Origin of the sequence: Stenotrophomonas sp. (assembly GCF_032061965.1) — a bacterium.
Lineage (GTDB): Bacteria > Pseudomonadota > Gammaproteobacteria > Xanthomonadales > Xanthomonadaceae > Stenotrophomonas.
Map to the genome: position 1 here is coordinate 61,615 of NZ_DAMBEF010000001.1, position 16,287 is coordinate 77,901.

The following is a 16,287-nucleotide window of genomic DNA, read 5'->3' on the forward strand; positions in this document are numbered from 1 at the left end:
CGAGGCGATACTGAACGCTACGCGCGAGCGGCGGGTGCAGCTGCAGCAGATGCTGGTGCAGGATGAGTTGTGGCTGCTGCAGAAGCAGGTACCGCTGGAAATAAACTTTATTGAAGCCGATCTGACGCAACGTCAGGAAGCGGCGGTGACAAAAGCGGCCGAACTGCGCACGACCCAACGCAACCTGAGAGCCAACGCCGTGACCTTGCTGAAGGCACTGCCTGATGGTGCGACGGAGGCCGACGTGGCGTTGGTGCAAGCCCTGGAGTTGATCGTTGCCGGCCGATCGGTCGCCGACCCAGCAGCGATCCTGGCCCAGGGCTTTGCGCGCCTGAGCAGTGCCAATCGAGCCGATACCGAAACGGTAACCGACGCGCAACGCGATCTCGCCCGCGCCTTGCAGACTGATCGCCCAGACAAGTGGATCGCGGAGGATCACACCGTTCGCGAACCACGCCTGCAACGCATCGACGGCTATCTGGCACGCCTGCACACGCTGTACGGTGCCGCGGTAGCCGAACCCTTCCAGCACCGCCTGGCAGCCATCGAAGAGGACGTGCGACAGGCACGACGCGGACTGCTGCTCGATAGCCTGGTACTCGACCTGGCGGCAGCATCCGCATTTCACAAGGATCTGGCTGAACATCGGCTCGCACTGCGAAACCTGGCATCCGAGCTGGAGGCAATGCCTGGACAAGCCAACTCACCGCTGCTGGTGCAGATCGCGGATTGCCTGGCCCAACAAGCGCCGGATATCCAACAGATCATCGCGCTATCAACGCAATGCAGCGAAGCCATCGCCGATGAAAATGGAAAACAGGCAGCAGCTGTCAGGCGCCGGGCCATGCTCGAAGGCCTGGCCAGCCTGGGCTACGAAGTCCGCGAAGGCATGGAGACGGCCTGGGCCGATGCCGGCAGTGTCGTCCTGCGCAAGGCAGCGACCCCGGGCTATGGCGTCGAGCTTGGCGGCCGCTCGGACAACGGACGCCTGCAAGTGCGTGCGGTCTCACTCTCCAACGCCAACGATCCGGGCCGGGATCAGGATATCGAGACCATCTGGTGCAGCGAATTCACCCGCCTCAGAGACGTGCTCGCAGCACAAGGCAGCGAACTGAGTATTGAGAAGGCATTGGGCGTGGGAGCGGTGCCTTTGAAGCGGGTTGAGCTTGAACACAGCGATGCAACTCAGAGCACAGGCCGGCGTCGGACGAGAGCGGAGTGATACGGCCAAGCATCAACACGTCTCGTGCCCGAAGCGTCCGGTACAGTTGCCTCTCCGCGAAGTGATTCTGCAAAGCTCGGAAAAAGCGGCAGGTCGTTGCTTTGACGTGCAGCTTGGCCCCCTTCATCAGCTACCTTTTGTCTTGCTTGATGCGGGCCTGCTGTTCGAACGTCGTTTTTCGCGAACGCCGGACTCTCCAGTCACGATGCTATCCCTGAACTCCAGCATCGGCTCCGGAACCAATGAAGGTTGCATATTCTGAACCTTGATGAAGTTCTTTCGGGCGCCTGCAAGGTCGAGCCCATGGTTCAAAAGCTTGATTGCGATCCCGCCCAACACCAATGCACAGACCACCATGACAACGATCAGGTGGCCTGAAACCGTGCCCAGCCCGCGGAAGCTCAAGAAGAGCAGCCACAACGATGCCATCGCAAACACGAAATAGAGTCCAGTTCCCAGGATGACACCGAGCCCTGCAAATAGAGCTCTCGCATGCCGCGGGTCCTTCCATCGGACAAGGCCATCATCCAGCTGAAAGAATCGCGCCGACTGACTCAAGGCCCACAGGGTATCGGCTGCTTGGGAATTCGCGGCAACCTTGACGATAAGTCGCGCAGGGAGAAACTCACGGCAATAATGGCGAATCAACACCTCACACCACAACGGATCGCGTTTGGCGCGCTCGAAGTCCCAGAGCTGCAGGAATTCCTGGCGGGCTTTGGCTCGGTCACTGTTGAGCGAGTAAAGCCCCTTGAGCAACAGAAAAAGCAGCAGCGACAGCAACACAATCAGCTCGCCGGCCGTCCTGTGGCCAAAACTACCCGCCAACTTGAGTACAAGCTCCTGCACCCCTCCCCCTTCGCCTTCACTGGCTGGATATTGCGGGGATCATATCGGGGTTTCCCCGCGCCTGGGCGCGCCGGCATGCCGCCCGAAGCTCGCAACAACTGCTCCGTGCATTGAATTCTGGCGCGTTGGCACGCCCCCAAGAGTGCCGGCCAGCCCCCGCCTATCCGCCAAGTCTTCGGCCGGTTCGTCAGCACAGGGCGCACACCGTCACAGTACATCGCAGGGCGAACGAACCCAGACACAAAACTGTGACCGCGAAGGCGCGATCTACTGTTACAGATGAAAGTTCCATGAGATAACCCAGCAAAACCTGCCAGGAATATCTGTCTTTTAGGAGCCCGCAATGCATGACGCAGCGCAGCACCACTGCAAGACGGTGTCCGATCAGAAATGGTCGCTCAGTACCTTCATGGAGTTCTACGAGCGCGTACTCGGTCCGCGCCTGTTCAAGCCCTACGGCCAGTTGCTGGTGCACGAAATACGCGCTGATATCGATCCGCTTGCGCCGCCTTCCGCAGTACTTGAAGTGGCGTGTGGCACGGGCCTGATCACCCGCCATCTGTATGAAGACCTGGCGAAGCCACTGAATCTTCAACTCGTGGCCACGGATCTTTCAAAAATTGCCGTTGACGTGGCCAAGCAGGTGCTCAGCGAGGAGCTGCAGCGCGATGTCAGCTTCCAGTCCGACGTCGACATGGCCGACCTGCCCTTTGCCGACAACAGTTTCGACATCATCGTATGCGGCTTTGGATTGATGTTTCCACCGGACAAGGCGCGGGTTGCACGCGAGTTCAAACGGGTGCTGCGCCCGGGCGGGAAAATCTACGGCACGCTGTTCCGCTATAACGAGCTGTTCGATCTTGCCTGGAAGCAATCACTGCAGCACTTCGGCACACCCTCGGCGATCATGGACGCCGCCCTCAGCCTGACCGATCCGTCGACCATTACGCAGCCGTTCGCGCTGGAGGGTCTTGACCGGGGTATCGACGAGGTCACGGTTTCCCGGCCGCTCGCGTTCCACCTTGACGATGCCGATGCACGGGAGTTCCTGTTCAATGCCTGCATCCTGCTGGAAGAGTTCAACCAGTGCGACACCTCGACCCGCGAACGTTACCTCGATCGGATGCTGGAGGCTTTCAACACCCAGGTACCGGATCACAACTACCAGGTGGATGCATGGCTGCTGCGTGGCCGGGTTGATCCTGCTGGCAAGGAGGTCGTCGTCGCAAGCGCGCTACCTGATTTTTCCACTGTCGTTGCGTTCCGCGCCCTCACTCAAGAGGTGAGCGCACTCGATGCAGGCGGCATCTCTGAATCTTCCTGTCGGCAACTTCAAACTTATCGGGCCGTGAAGACAGCATTCCTCGCCAGCAACCCTGGCTTTGCCGACGCTGAGGTCGAGTTGATGCGCAGGCAGGAGTTCTCTCGCCTAGACCTGCAACACGTGACCTATCTTGATCACGTGGGCGGCGCCTTGCCACCGGAGAGCTTGCTTGAGCAGGATCTGCAAACCCTCAAGACCAGCATCCTGGGCAATCCCCATAGCGGCTCCGCCACCTCCGCCGCTGCCTATGCCAAGGCCCGCGAGGACATCTTCCGCTTCTTCAACGGCGACCCCAGCGAGTACGAGATCATCTTCACCGCAAACGCCAGCGCTGCGATCCGGCTGGTGGCAGAGTCGTTCCCGTTCGAGGCGGGGTCGCAGGTATTGCTGAGCAAGGACAACCATACGTCGGTCCACGGGTTGCGCGAATACGCCCGCGCAAAGGGCGCCTCGGTGAAGTATGTGCCGCTGGACAAGAGCCTGCAGATCAACGGCAGCTTGCTGCAGCGCTCGCTCGAACAGCTGCCCGCAAGCCACCCGCACCTGCTGGCGTTCCCGGCGCAATCCAATGCTACCGGCATACGGCATGACCTCTCGCTGATCCGACAAGCGCAAGCGCATGGCGCGATGGTGCTCTGCGATGCAGCGGCGTTTGTCCCGCAAGCACGGCTGGATCTGTCCACGCATCAGCCGGATTTCGTCGCAATCTCGTTCTACAAGATGTTCGGCTACCCCACCGGCGCGGGGTGCCTGATCGCCAGGAAGTCGTCGCTTGCCAGGCTTACCCCGCCTTCGTTTGCAGGCGGCGCGGTGTGCTATTACTCCGGCCCCTGGTCTCCCACCGACCGGCTGTTGTACCGCGAGAACGGGCAGCGCTTCGAGATAGGCACACCCAACTACGCTTCGTTCCCTTCCATCAGTCACGGCCTGGAGTTCATCACGGGTCTGGGGCTGGACACGCTCGCCCTCCGTTCGACAACCCTGGCACGCTGGCTGGAGGCTCAGCTGCTGGAGCTGCGGCACGAGACCAAGAGTCGAACAGCGCTCTGTCGCATCTATGGAGCACCCGGCTTACCGAAGGGCGCGACCCTGATGTTGAACTTCTTCGATTGCTACAACGCGGTGATGCCGCATGCGCTGGTCCGGCGCGCGGCGGAATCGTTCGGCATCAGTGTGCGCAACGGCTGCTTCTGCAATCTGGGCGCCGTGCAGCAGGCCACCTACACCACCGCTGGCGCTGAGCATTGCGAGTTGGACAAGGGCGAGAAAGTGCTTGATTGCAGGACGTTTGACGAGAAGATATTGGGCAAAGGCGATTGCGGCGCGGTCCGTGTCTCATTCGGGTTGGGCTCCAACTTCGCGGACGCTTATCGGTTCTACCTTTTCGCCCGATGCCTGCTCAATATCGAAAGCCCGGGCCTGCAGGCCGCTATCGGTGGTGACGAGACAGGCATACCCTCGCCGGCATCATGAACGTCGAATCCGCTGCTGGTGGGCGCCAGGGATGTCTCCTTTCCCAGCGCCCGCTGCTTGGCATTTACGTGCCACGGACGCAAAAGCCTGCATGGCCTCAATCAGAGCTCGTCAACCTCTCTCCGGACCGGCCTGATTCGCCGCCTGCTGCGTGCGTGCCTGCTCATCGGCTTGGCGATTGGCGGCAAGTTCGGAACTGCGCTGGGTGAACGCGACGCCCTCGGCCGATCGCGTCATCTCCTCCATCGCCCGACGGCCCCCGGCATCGTCCCCTCCCCTCGCAGCGGCCAGCATGGCGTTGAGGTAAGGATTGTCGAATGTTCCTGTAGCGGCGCCCGGCTGACGTTCGTCTGCAGCGGCGTGCCTGTTCTCGGTTGGATTTGACGCATCCGCGCGCAGCGCAGGCGTTCGCGGGTCCACCCGCATCAGCACCGATCGCTGTCCGTTCTCGTTGATGGTGAGCTCAGTCGTGCCGTCGCGGTTGCGCACGCGCGTGAGATCTTCGGCCTCGATGCTGCGCCACTGCCCGCCGATGAACGCCTGCCCATGGCCACTACGACCCCAATGGACGAAGTCGTTGCCGGAAACATAGAAGCCAGCCTGCTGACTGCCAGCTTGGCGCGCTGGATTGCCCTCGGCCAGCGATGCGCCGTGGTCAAGCGCGGTAATGAACCGGCGTGACTGCTCCGGCGTCAGGAACATCGATCGAACGGTGTCGTACTCAAAGCCCAGATTCGGGTTTGCTGCATTTGGTTGATGGGCAACCACCGGGCCCATCAGCGGGTTCGCGGAAACGTTGGCCCATGCGCTTGAGAGCGGATTTTCCGCATTCGCGCTGCGCAGTGCATTGAGCACACTGACGCCGCGAAGCGTATTGTCCGCGCCGCTCTCCAGGTAATCCGCATCACCGTTGGGTCTGTTGGCCAGAAACCCATCGATGGCAGTTTTGACCCCGTCAGGCGACGTCAAGGTGCCCGCTTCTATGCGGTCCAGCAGCCCGGGCCAACGGCCGTCGCCGGCCTGGTTCTGCAGCTTCATGAACATGCCGGCAAGTTCTGCCTGGTCATCGCTGGTCGCATTCTGGTACAGCCCCGTTCGCTGCAGCCGCTCCAACGCCTTGTCGTTATTGCCCACCACCGTGTCGGTAGCCGTCACACCATTGACGTGCTCGGTATCCAAGCCGTGAACGAACGTGCGTCCGGCATCCGAATCGAGAAAGCGATTGATCGAGGTGCGGTCTATGTCGACCGCCTGCGCTGCGCGCATCTGCTTACCCGTGCGCTGCAACGAGGCAAGCGTCGAATCGTACTGCTGCTGGCTCAGCTCAAGCGTCGCGCGGTCAGGCTGCGTTGCTGCCCAGGTCTGATAACCGTTCAACATGTCGCGGGCGACGTCGGGATGCTGACCGAGGTCGATCTGCAATGTACCAAAGGAGTAGCCGCTGTTTGCAACGGGCTCCATGCGGCCCCCGGCCCCAACGTTGCCAGCGAAGCTGAGGCGATAGGCAAGATCGCGCCCACCGATGCTGCCCTCGGAAGTCACGCCCACCGCGAAATAGGCCGCCGCCTTCAGTTCATTCTCGGTGAGGGGATTTGGGTTCGTCATGATCCGACTCCTTGATTACCGTTACTGCGCGGCGGCCAGGCAGGTTTTCAACCAAGGCTCGGCTTCCAACGCTGCAAGCTGATCCTGTGGCACGGGAACTTTCTCGTAGTCGGCGAAACAGGAGCCGTCTGCGCCCGCCATGTCGCTCAGCTTGCCGTCGCAAAGCGCGAGGGGCTTGTCGATCTTTTGCCAGCCCGTGGCGCATTCGGTATCCGTCTCTGAGCCCGGCCGGCCACAGACCTGCGTGCGCTGTGCTTTGCTTTCGCTGATCGCATGCGCAACCACCCTACCCTCATAGGCCTTGCCGGTGGCGACATAGGACCAGGTTCCGCAGATGCGATCGCCACGTTGAACCAGAAGGTAGCGACTGCACTCATCCGGCGAGTCCGTGCCTTCACAGGATTCCCAAGCGCCAGCGAACGTTCCGGCAACTGCCGGCGACGCTGGTTCCTGTTGTGCAGATTGGGCGCTTGCAGCGCCATCCGCATTGGCCGGCTGCACCGCAGTGCTACCTTGCCCTGCGCTTGGTCCAGCGCATGCCGCCAGGCCCACGAGAGTGATCAACCCAAAAGCGCGCATCCGCAACCTCCATCCGATGGTGACTGGAAACCTACACGCTCAACCGCCATGCCACAACTCAGTCAATGGATGCTACGCAAGCTCGACACTCGGACAACTTGGAATACAGATTGCGCCAAGGCCTGCATTACAGCGCAGGCGCCCCGACCCAGTAGTTTCACTCTGTCGGGCACCAACGAGTGCGCACTCCCATTTGGCAAAGTGAAGGAATCATGAGGATCCGATTCCTTCAGACCGCCCTATCGTGAGGGGCTGCGCGAATCAGGAAGGAACTGTGTAATTCATACAGGACAGGTCTTCAATCAACCCAGGGTGGACCGGATCCCAGTCGAGCCATTGACGCGTGAGTTGGCTGGATGCCGCCATGTCCATGCCCACGAAAAGGCCGAACCAGCCGAACAGCGCGTCCTGGTCCCGTGCTGCGATCGAGCGCGTCGGTACCTCCAGCCCTCGCGCGACGACGTCCGCAATCTGCCGGTAAGGCACGCCCTCCTCGGCGACCGCGTGGTAGCGGCTGCCTGCCTGGCCCCGTTCGAGGACAAGACGATAGAGCAAGGCGACATCATCCACGTGCGCAGCTGACCATCGGTTCCCTCCATCGCCAACATAGCCAGCCAGGCCAAGCTGCCGACACATCTCGATGTAGGGGCTGACCAGTCCCTGCCTTGTCATATCGTGCACCTGTGGCAAGCGAACAACGCGAACATCCACGCCGCGCTCAAGCAGCGCATTGGCGGCCAGTTCGGACGCAACGCGGGGGTTAAGGTGGTCGGCATTGAAACGTGTTTCCAGCGCCAGCTCGCCCTGGATGCCCTTGCCCATGCCCACGCTCGAGGTGATGACCAGCGGCCGTGGGGATCCCGTAAGCGCTTCGCCCAGTGCACCGATGGCAGCCCTGTCCTGTTCGCAATTGGCAGCGAAGCGACTGAAGTCATGCGAGAACGCGGTATGGATCACCGCATCGGCCAACGCCGCACCCGCGCGAAGACTGGGCAGGTCGGAAATGTCCGCACGGTGCACCTGGGCGCCAGCAGCCGACAATAGCCGGGCTCCTTCCGGCGATCGCGACATGCCCAGCACCTGGTGACCTGCAGCAAGCAATTGCGGGACGATTCGCGAGCCAATGAATCCGGTCGCACCTGTGAGGAATACAAGCATCGTGAGTACTCGAAATGAAGGAGCACATACCGTATTTCCTGTCCCCATGCGGTTAAAGTAGTGATGTTATCGGGGTATATGCACTAACAGGTTTGCAACATGGATCAGCCGTCGCTGGGTAGTTTCCTCAAGAGCCGCCGGGCCAGGCTTGATCCTGCCCATTTCGGCTACTCCGCAGCACGTCGCCGCACACCCGGTCTGCGGCGCGAGGAGGTGGCGCAACGCGCCAACATCAGCCCCACCTGGTACACATGGCTCGAACAGGGACGCGGAGGAGCGCCCTCTGCAGACGTCCTGGCGCGCATAGCCTCGGCCCTGATGTTGACGGAAGCCGAACGTGAGCACCTATATATCCTCGGGCTGGGCTGTTCGCCGGATCTCCGCTACCGCGGTGTCGAAGACATTCCGATGCATCTGCAACGCACGCTTGACGCGCTGCCGTTCAGTCCGGCGCTGATCAGGACACCGACCTGGGATGTCGTTGCATGGAACCGTGCAGCGACGTTGCTGCTGACCGACTACACGAAGATTCCTAAGTCAGAGCGCAACATACTTCGTTTTCTTTTCTGCGACCATCGCATACGCGCTGCACAGGAAGACTGGGATAGGGTCGCCCGCTTCGTTGTGGCGTCGTTGCGGGCCGACTCGACCCGCGCAGGTGCGCGAGCCGAAGTGGCGGCCCTGGTCGAAGAACTTTCGTGCACCAGTACGGAGTTCGCTACGCTATGGCGCTGCGACGATGTGGCAAAGGAAGGGGATGGCACCAAGCGCATACGTCATTCTGAACTCGGCGTCCTTGAACTGGAATTCTCGGCTTTCGCGGTCGAAGGGCGCCCTGACCTTTCGATGATTGTCTATAACGCGGCAAATGAAGACACTGCAGGACGAATCGCCGCATTCATCGCCGGCCAGGACATGGCCGCCGCAAGTTCGTCATCGTGATATGTGTCGACCGCTGCGGCATGCTGCTGTGGCGTGGCCCGGCACCGGATCCGTGGTACCGAAACAGACGCATCAAACAGACTTCGACCAATCCACATTCACGTAGCCCGGGCAAGCGCACCCGGTAACCCACGTCGGGTTGATTCCTCAGGCAAACCGCGAACAGCCCCAACTGTGCCGCGCTTACCCCGGCTACGCACGGTCGCCAAGCCAACGGCGCGGCCCAGCGCCATTCATCGCCGATCGATCACCGGGATTGGTCAGCAGGCACTTCTTCATCGACAGACAACCGCAGCCGATGCATTCGTCCAGGCCCATATGAAGCGCCTGTAGCTGGGCGATCTGGGCTTCGATCCGCGCTTTCCATTGGCGTGAGAGACGCTTCCAATCCTCCCCCGTAGGCACCCGTTCCTTCGGCAGGTGCGCCAACTCGGCGCCGACCTCGTCCAGGCTAAGTCCCACTTTCTGCGCGAAAACAATGAAAGCGATGCGTCGAACCGTGGAGCGCGCGTAGCGCCTATGGCCGCTGTTCATTCGCACAGATTCGATCAGGCCGCGTGACTCGTAGAAGCGCAGCGCCGATGCCGCGATCCCGCTGCGTTTGGCCATCCAACCGATTGTCACCAATGGGTCTGTATTGGAAGAGGGCATGCGGGCTCCTTGACTTGAAGTTCACTTTAACTTTTATAGTGCCGCCCGATCAATCAAGAGGTACTGGGTAGGTCCGGCTGTCAGGGACGCCCTCGCCTATCTGCCAGTCCATCACCAGGCGCCGAATGAAAATCGAGAATCCCCTGCTTGCCCTGCTTCGTAAACCGGTAGTCGCGCTGATTGCGCGGTTGCTGCTGACCCTGCCGTTCTGGACCAATGGGCTCGCGCGCCTCGTCAACTTCGAGGCTGGCATCGCGGAAATGGAGGCTTTCGGATTGCCCCACGGCGCGCTCATCAATGGCCTGGTGATCCTGAGCAACCTACTCGGCGCTGGACTGGTCATTGCACGTCGCTGGACATGGTTGGGTGCCGGTGTGCTGGCTGGATTCACCCTGGCCACCATCGTGGTGGTGCATCGGTTCTGGGCGTTCGAAGGCGTCGCCGCCACCCGTGCACTGCATGTTGCGTTTGAACACGTTGGCATCATTGGCGGGCTGGTGCTGGCAACCATTCTCGACAGCGGCGATCGGGAGCGCGAGCATGGCTGACAACCCCTTGAACACGACGCCCGCTGCGTCGGTTGCGGCCAACGGCAACTTCGATCGAGTGACGATTGCATTGGTGATACTGGCCGGTGTTGCCTCGGCCCTGCATGTGGGCAAGGGCCCGATCGCGCTACCTGAAATGCAGCAGGTATTCGGGCGTAGTCTGGCGGACCTGAGCGGGATGTTGTCGGTGTTTGCGGTCGTCGGCGTTATCGGCGGCATGGCAGCCGGCGCCCTGACCCAGCGTCTTGGCGACAGGCGCGTGCTTGCCGCCGGATTACTGGTCGTTGGCTTGGCGAGCATTGTGGGTGCCGCCGCTCCCGCCTATGCATGGCTCATCGCTACCCGCGTCGTCGAAGGATTGGGATTCTTGATGGTCGTAGTGGCCGCACCTGCGGTGCTCAACCGGCTGACACCTCCTGGCAAACGCAACCTGGTGTTTGGCTTCTGGGGCACCTTCATGGGTGTAGGTATCGCCTTGTCGATGCTGCTGGGGCCATTGCTCGACAATTGGCAGGTGCTTTGGCTGTTGGACGGGGCACTCGCGCTGGTGATGGCGGTGTGCGTGCGCCTGCGCGTACCCGCCGGAGCTGGCGGGCGCACGGCAGATCGGGGGCGAGGCGCACTCAGCGTGCTCCGCTCTCCTCCCACCTGGCTGCTCGCGCTGGCCTTCGGGGTCTACAACATGCAGTTTTTCGCCATGATGTCGTTCCTGCCCAGTTACCTGATGCAGAGAGTGAACCTGTCCATGGCACAGGCAGGCGCGGCTAGCGCGTTGATCGTGGTGGCCAACGCGGCGGGCAATGTACTGGGAGGTTTGTTCCTGCAGCGCGGCGTGCGCGCTTCGCAGGTGATGACCGTGGGCTACCTTGTTGCCGGCCTGCTGGGCCTGGTTGCCTTCATGCCGGTCACGTCCGGGGTCGCAGTGCTGGCCTGTTGTACGGCCCTTTCGGTTGCTGCCGGCGTGCTGCCGGCGACCTTTCTTGCCAGTGCGCCGCGTTCGGCGCCCGCGCCGCAGTTGGCGCCGACCAGCCTGGGGCTGGTCATGCAGGGCAACTATCTTGGACAGGTTGTGGCACCCATAACGACGGGCGCGCTGTTCGCTGTCTTTGGCTGGATCGCGGTAGGCATCCAGATCGGCGTGTCGGCATTCGCTGGTGTTGCGCTGGTGTGGCTATACCGCAAGTACGATTGATCGGCATGGTTGTAGCGCGTCGCAAGACCTTGCGCGCTGCCAATTTCCTGCGTGAGTGACGGGTAAAGCGCATCGCCGCGGCCAAGCGCGTCACGCTGCAGGCTGCCCCTTCAGACGGGTTACCAGAAAACGCATGAAAAACTGGGTGATCGGCCCTACGCAGAGGGCAAAAATGATCGTCCCCACGCCAACCGTGCCGCCCAGAATCACACCGAATGCCAGCACCGTGAGTTCGATGACCGTGCGCACGCGCTGGATCGACCACCCGGTGCGACGCGCGAGGCCGGTCATCAAGCCATCGCGCGGACCGGGCCCGAGTTGGGCACCAACGTAAAGTGCAGTGGCCAGTGCACAGATAACGACGCCACCGGCCAGATACAGCCAACGCCAGAGCAATGACTCTGGGGCGTCCAGCATACGCAGGCTAAGGTCAGTGAACGGCCCCAGCAGAAGCGTGTTGGCCACGGTGCCCAACCCTGGCATCTGCCGCAGTGGAATCCACAGCAGCAATACCGCCACCGCGACTACAACCATGATCATGCCAAGGGACAATGGCAGCCGCAGTGCCGCCCCCTCATGGAACACGACCCAGGGCGAGCCCCCCAGCGCCCCCTGCATCAACAGCGCGTTTGACACGCCATACAGCCACAACCCGGCCAGCAGTCGCAGGATGCGTTCGGGAAGACGGCCCGCGCGGAGCTGGGCGACAGGGCCTAGATTGGCCAATCCAAGAGGGGAAGTATTGGGGTCCATGGGGCCAGTATCTTGAGAATTGGCGCTTTTACGTAGATCCACTTCTGCCATAGTGGCCCCATGAACCGCCACATGACCGCAGAGCACCTGGCCAGCCTGATCGGCCATTTCCCCCGCACGCCGGCTTACCGCGGGCTTCGCCTTGTCCTACAGGAACTGATCGGCGGTGGTCGCATTCCGTTGGGCACGCGCTTGCCCAGCGAACGCGCGCTATCGCTGGCGCTGACGGTCTCGCGGAATACCGTCACCCGGGTCTACGCGGACCTGGTCGCCACAGGATTTGCGAGTGCACGACAGGGCGCTGGCACCTATGTCACCGTTCCCGGCGACCGGCAACGTGCGCATGAGCACGCGCTGCATTCCTTGAACGCCAGGAACACGCCCGACAACAGCATCGACCTCAACTGTGCAGCGACCGCCGCCATTCCGGGCATTGCCCGTGCCTATGAGCGTGCACTTGAACAACTGCCGGGCCAGTTGGGGACCGATGGCCAGCGCCCGGTCGGCCTGCCTGCCCTGCGCGAACTGATTGCTCGCATGTACACGGCACGAGGCCTGCCGACCGGCCCGGAACAGATCATGGTCACCTCCGGCGCGTTGGCAGGTGTGGCCGTCGCCGCGCGTGCGCTCACCCGTCCCGGTGACCGGGCCATGATCGAATCACCGGTATATCCCAACGCTATCGAGGCAATGCGACTGGGCGGTGCGCGACTGGTTGCGGCACCCATGGGCGACGCGTTGGGTTGTGAGGGTTGGGATTTGAAAGGGATCGAGGCCACGCTGCTGCAGACGCGCCCGCGCGTCGCCTACCTGGTGCCCGACTTCCAGAACCCAACCGGCTTCCTGATGCGCGATGACCAGCGCGCCCGCTATGCCACCGCCCTGCAGGACACGCAGACCACTGCCATCGTCGACGAATCCCTGCAGGCCATCGCGCTGACCGACGTCGACATGCCCCTGCCTTTCGCCGCCCATGCCCCCGGCGCGATCACCATCGGTAGCGTCTCCAAATTGTTCTGGAGCGGCCTGCGGGTGGGCTGGATCCGTGCGCCGCACGATCTGATGGACCGATTCATAAAGGCACGCCTGCAGTTCGACCTGGGCACATCGCTTTTTGACCAACTGGTGGTGACCGAACTGCTTGGCGACAGCGCGATCGCAGCAATGCGGCGGACGGAACTTCGCCAACGGCGCGATGCCCTGGCCGGGGCAATCCGCGAGCATTTGCCGCATTGGCGTTTCCGGCTACCCGAAGGGGGCATGACCTTGTGGCTGCAATTGCCTGGCGGCAGCGCTACACAGTTGGCTGCCAATCTTGAAACGATTGGCGTGCATATCCCTCCCGGCCCGATGTTCAGTGTTGAAGGTGGCAACGACCAGTGGCTGCGCATCCCCTACGTAAGGCCGGAAGAAGAGTTGAGGCAGGCCGTACGACGCATTGCGGATTTCTGCTCAACGACACCCGCATTGGCTTCAGGGCGGCATGAAAGCCTGCGGTCGGTAATCCTCTGAAGTTGGGTCTTCAGGGTCAGGGCTGAGGATTGTGACAAACAGCCTCGATATTGTGGCCATCGGGACCGATGACAAATGCAGCGTAGTAGTTCGCGTGGTAGTGCGGACGCAATCCGGGCGAACCGTTGTCCTTGCCACCTGCCTCCAGCGCGCAACGATGGAACGCATCAACGTCGGCCCGGGCCTCGGCCGTGAAAGCCAAATGCAACGGCGCAGGCTTCACGGTTGCCTGCGAGATCCAAAGAGAAGGTTTCCCGTTGCGCCCCAGACCAAGCCCGGACGGGCCTTCCATCGCCACTTCCACGCCCAACGGCGCAAGCGATCTCAGAAAGAAGTCCTTGCTCCGCGAAAGATCCGTTGCACCCAATCCAATGTGATCAAACATGCGGTTCTCCTGCTCTGCTCGGCGTGCCCAGGCCAAGTCTACCGAGCGTTGCACCGTATGAGCACATGTTGGGCATGCGACTGCGCTACGCCGCCAATGCATGCGGCCGTGCAAATGCGAAAGGGGCATGCGCAGGGCTCGGTCAGCGATTCGTCGACCGCCATCTGTGCGTGATGCCAGCAGGCTACTAGTCGACTCAGCTAACGACCTGCTCCCATGCAAGCTCGAACGTCAGCTCCAGTCGTTGCCCAGGCGCCAAGCGATGTGGCGCCAAGGTGAACCCATCGGGAGGCCCTGTCTGCGGTTCCACGCAGGTCGCATGGGCGGCGCCATCGTAAACCACCCAATGGTCGGTATCGGCGCGTAGTCGCAGCCGTTGCCCGGCAAGCACCAGCGTTGTTTCGCCGCGGGCGATGAAGCAATCATCCCAGGGCCCGGGCGTGGGCGTGCCCACGGGTAACACCGCGATGCCGTCCTCATCGCGCGGATACATGGCGTCGGGACTGAACAGCAAGCTGTCCGGCTTGCGGAACCATGGGTGCCAGCCGAGCACCGCGGGCATCGCCAGGTCGGTTGCCTGCACCGTGAGGCGCAACTGCAGGCTGTCATTGTCCAAACGTAGGGATTGGGTTGCCTCACCGCCGAAAGGCCAGTAGCCGTCCGTAGGCAATTTCAGGGAGAGAATCGCACTCTGCGCATCGATGCGGTCGACCTGCCAAGGCTGCGAGAAACCAACCCCGTGGATGGCATGGTTACCGAAATTGGCCGGCAGCCGGAAGCTTTTTCCCTCGAAGTCGAAGCAGCCGCGGCGGATACGCCCGGCCCACGGCACCATGGGGTAACAGCCCCAAGCGATGGTCGCGGGCCAGACGTCGGCCTCCCCTATCAGCCAGTCCGCGCCGTCATAGCGAAGCTGGGCGATGCGACCACCCGCTTCCGGTGCAAGCGCGACCTCAAGCCTGCCAGCACGCAACCAAAGCAGGCGGCCCGCCCGCAGTGGCGCCTGCGCGTCGTCCATCGGCAAAGGACGTTCAGGCACCATAGGGATCGATGGTAGCAATGCTGCCGTCCGCTTCGATATGCAGCGGCGTGCACTTTGCTGATCGCAGATGGGTAACACCGCCAGACAACAAGGCGTCGTGATAGAACAGATACCATTGGTCTTGGAACATGCAGATCGAGTGGTGCGTTGTCCAACCCACCACCGGCTTGAGAATCACGCCTGCATACGTGAACGGCCCGTACGGGCTATCGCCGACGGCGTAGCACAGCAGGTGCGTATTGCCGGTGGAATAGGACAGGTAATAGCGGCCCTGGTGCTTGTGCAGCCAAGGCCCTTCGAAGAAGCGGCGCTCATGGTCATCGGCGCGGAGCGGTTGGCCATTCTCGTCAAGAATCAGCACCTCGCGGGTCGGCTCGGCGAGTCGGGTCATGCTTGCATCCAGCCGACCGACGCGCGGCCCGAGTGCAGGCATGTCCCCTACTGGCTCCTTATTGGCGGCGTCGTAACGGTTGTCGCGATACTTCTGCATCTGGCCGCCCCAGATGCCGCCGAAGTAGAGGTAGTGCGCGCCGTCATCGTCCTCATAGACCGCCGGATCAATCGAGTATGTCCCCTCCATGGGTAGCGGCTCAGCGCTGAACGGCCCCTCAGGATTGTCGGCAATGGCCACGCCGATACGGAAGATGCCCTGCGCGTCCTTGGCGGGGAAATAGAGGTAGTAACGACCGTTGCGGTGTGCCGCATCTGGTGCCCACATCTGCTGCTCGGCCCAGGGCACGTCGCGCACATGCAGCGCCATGCCGCAATCGGTGGCCTGCCCATCGGGCGTATCCATGCGCAGCACGTGATAGTCCTGCATGCCGAAGTGCCCGCCTTCGTCATCGAAGGGCCGGTCGCCCTCGATGTCGTGGGATGGATAGATGTAGAGACGTCCATCGAACACGTGCGCCGAGGGATCGGCGGTATAGATGTGGGTCACCAGCGGCGTCGAGATCTGGTGCTGTGCGAGCTGCTTGAGCTGCTCGCGTTCGGCTTCGAGGGCGTGCGCTTCTTCGTCGATTGAAATTTCGTTCATGGTCGTTGTCATGGGG

General features: G+C 62.0%; 15 protein-coding genes. 6 read left to right on the top strand and 9 right to left on the bottom strand.

Features of this window, described 5'->3' with window-relative positions:
- Nucleotides 1–34 precede the first annotated feature (34 nt).
- Entirely contained in the window at nucleotides 35–1,222 is a 1,188-nt protein-coding gene (locus tag RT460_RS00230) for a hypothetical protein (protein WP_313316458.1), read from the top strand.
- Nucleotides 1,223–1,348: 126 nt separating this feature from the next.
- Here the strand turns inward: RT460_RS00230 and RT460_RS00235 are convergent, their stop codons facing one another.
- Nucleotides 1,349–2,071, bottom strand: a complete 723-nt coding sequence (locus tag RT460_RS00235) for a hypothetical protein (RefSeq protein WP_313316459.1) — start codon at nucleotides 2,069–2,071, stop codon at nucleotides 1,349–1,351.
- A 343-nt stretch (nucleotides 2,072–2,414) separates the two neighbouring features.
- Between RT460_RS00235 and RT460_RS00240 the strand changes: the two genes are divergently transcribed.
- Nucleotides 2,415–4,868 (top strand): aminotransferase class V-fold PLP-dependent enzyme, encoded by a 2,454-nt coding sequence (locus tag RT460_RS00240; protein WP_313316461.1) that lies wholly within the window; start codon nucleotides 2,415–2,417, stop codon nucleotides 4,866–4,868.
- A gap of 111 nt (nucleotides 4,869–4,979) precedes the next feature.
- On the opposite strand, the gene RT460_RS00245 is transcribed toward RT460_RS00240, so the two are convergent.
- From RT460_RS00245 to RT460_RS00255, 3 genes are all read right to left on the bottom strand, one after another.
- On the bottom strand, nucleotides 4,980–6,473 hold the full coding sequence (locus RT460_RS00245) for a hypothetical protein (RefSeq protein WP_313316462.1): 1,494 nt from the start codon (nucleotides 6,471–6,473) through the stop codon (nucleotides 4,980–4,982).
- Nucleotides 6,474–6,494: 21 nt separating this feature from the next.
- Nucleotides 6,495–6,974, bottom strand: a complete 480-nt coding sequence (locus tag RT460_RS00250) for a hypothetical protein (RefSeq protein WP_313316463.1) — start codon at nucleotides 6,972–6,974, stop codon at nucleotides 6,495–6,497.
- Nucleotides 6,975–7,313: 339 nt separating this feature from the next.
- Nucleotides 7,314–8,210: an SDR family oxidoreductase gene (locus RT460_RS00255; protein ID WP_313316464.1), complete on the bottom strand. Its 897-nt coding sequence runs from the start codon at nucleotides 8,208–8,210 to the stop codon at nucleotides 7,314–7,316.
- A 99-nt stretch (nucleotides 8,211–8,309) separates the two neighbouring features.
- On the opposite strand from RT460_RS00255, the gene RT460_RS00260 reads away from it, so the two are divergent.
- Nucleotides 8,310–9,152 carry a helix-turn-helix transcriptional regulator gene (locus RT460_RS00260; RefSeq protein WP_313316465.1) on the top strand — a complete coding sequence of 281 codons (843 nt, stop codon included), beginning with the start codon at nucleotides 8,310–8,312 and terminating at the stop codon, nucleotides 9,150–9,152.
- Between the two features lie 192 nt (nucleotides 9,153–9,344).
- On the opposite strand, the gene soxR is transcribed toward RT460_RS00260, so the two are convergent.
- On the bottom strand, nucleotides 9,345–9,803 hold the full coding sequence (gene soxR / locus RT460_RS00265; RefSeq protein ID WP_313316466.1) for a redox-sensitive transcriptional activator SoxR: 459 nt from the start codon (nucleotides 9,801–9,803) through the stop codon (nucleotides 9,345–9,347).
- A 125-nt stretch (nucleotides 9,804–9,928) separates the two neighbouring features.
- On the opposite strand from soxR, the gene RT460_RS00270 reads away from it, so the two are divergent.
- Nucleotides 9,929–10,351 carry a DoxX family protein gene (locus RT460_RS00270; protein ID WP_313316468.1) on the top strand — a complete coding sequence of 141 codons (423 nt, stop codon included), beginning with the start codon at nucleotides 9,929–9,931 and terminating at the stop codon, nucleotides 10,349–10,351.
- Nucleotides 10,263–11,543, top strand: a complete 1,281-nt coding sequence (locus tag RT460_RS00275; RefSeq protein WP_313316469.1) for an MFS transporter — start codon at nucleotides 10,263–10,265, stop codon at nucleotides 11,541–11,543. The genes RT460_RS00270 and RT460_RS00275 overlap by 89 nt, the downstream gene beginning before the upstream one ends.
- 90 nt (nucleotides 11,544–11,633) lie before the next feature.
- Here the strand turns inward: RT460_RS00275 and RT460_RS00280 are convergent, their stop codons facing one another.
- The gene (locus RT460_RS00280) at nucleotides 11,634–12,296 is read right to left on the bottom strand and encodes a hypothetical protein (protein ID WP_313316470.1); all 663 of its coding nucleotides are present in this window, start codon (nucleotides 12,294–12,296) and stop codon (nucleotides 11,634–11,636) included.
- Between the two features lie 72 nt (nucleotides 12,297–12,368).
- Here RT460_RS00280 and RT460_RS00285 point away from each other — a divergent pair, with 72 nt between their 5' ends.
- Complete coding sequence (locus tag RT460_RS00285) at nucleotides 12,369–13,808, top strand: PLP-dependent aminotransferase family protein (RefSeq protein WP_313316471.1); 1,440 nt, start codon at nucleotides 12,369–12,371, stop codon at nucleotides 13,806–13,808.
- Between the two features lie 16 nt (nucleotides 13,809–13,824).
- On the opposite strand, the gene RT460_RS00290 is transcribed toward RT460_RS00285, so the two are convergent.
- The 3 genes from RT460_RS00290 to RT460_RS00300 form a co-directional block, all read right to left on the bottom strand.
- Entirely contained in the window at nucleotides 13,825–14,193 is a 369-nt protein-coding gene (locus RT460_RS00290; RefSeq protein ID WP_313316472.1) for a VOC family protein, read from the bottom strand.
- 196 nt (nucleotides 14,194–14,389) lie between these two features.
- A complete protein-coding gene (locus tag RT460_RS00295) occupies nucleotides 14,390–15,235 on the bottom strand; it encodes an aldose epimerase (protein ID WP_313316473.1) in 846 nt (281 codons plus the stop codon).
- Nucleotides 15,225–16,271, bottom strand: coding sequence for a glycoside hydrolase family 43 protein (locus tag RT460_RS00300; RefSeq protein ID WP_313316474.1), 1,047 nt, complete (start codon nucleotides 16,269–16,271; stop codon nucleotides 15,225–15,227). Before RT460_RS00300 ends, RT460_RS00295 begins: the two co-directional genes overlap by 11 nt.
- Nucleotides 16,272–16,287: the final 16 nt, after the last annotated feature.

Coding starts and splice junctions, on each gene's coding strand:
- RT460_RS00240 (WP_313316461.1), top strand. CDS start 2,415: ATGCATGACGCAGCGCAGCACCACTGCAAGACGGTGTCCGATCAGAAA.
- RT460_RS00245 (WP_313316462.1), bottom strand. CDS start 6,473: ATGACGAACCCAAATCCCCTCACCGAGAATGAACTGAAGGCGGCGGCC.
- RT460_RS00255 (WP_313316464.1), bottom strand. CDS start 8,210: ATGCTTGTATTCCTCACAGGTGCGACCGGATTCATTGGCTCGCGAATC.
- RT460_RS00260 (WP_313316465.1), top strand. CDS start 8,310: ATGGATCAGCCGTCGCTGGGTAGTTTCCTCAAGAGCCGCCGGGCCAGG.
- soxR (WP_313316466.1), bottom strand. CDS start 9,803: ATGCCCTCTTCCAATACAGACCCATTGGTGACAATCGGTTGGATGGCC.
- RT460_RS00270 (WP_313316468.1), top strand. CDS start 9,929: ATGAAAATCGAGAATCCCCTGCTTGCCCTGCTTCGTAAACCGGTAGTC.
- RT460_RS00275 (WP_313316469.1), top strand. CDS start 10,263: ATGTTGCGTTTGAACACGTTGGCATCATTGGCGGGCTGGTGCTGGCAA.
- RT460_RS00280 (WP_313316470.1), bottom strand. CDS start 12,296: ATGGACCCCAATACTTCCCCTCTTGGATTGGCCAATCTAGGCCCTGTC.
- RT460_RS00285 (WP_313316471.1), top strand. CDS start 12,369: ATGACCGCAGAGCACCTGGCCAGCCTGATCGGCCATTTCCCCCGCACG.
- RT460_RS00290 (WP_313316472.1), bottom strand. CDS start 14,193: ATGTTTGATCACATTGGATTGGGTGCAACGGATCTTTCGCGGAGCAAG.
- RT460_RS00295 (WP_313316473.1), bottom strand. CDS start 15,235: ATGGTGCCTGAACGTCCTTTGCCGATGGACGACGCGCAGGCGCCACTG.
- RT460_RS00300 (WP_313316474.1), bottom strand. CDS start 16,271: ATGAACGAAATTTCAATCGACGAAGAAGCGCACGCCCTCGAAGCCGAA.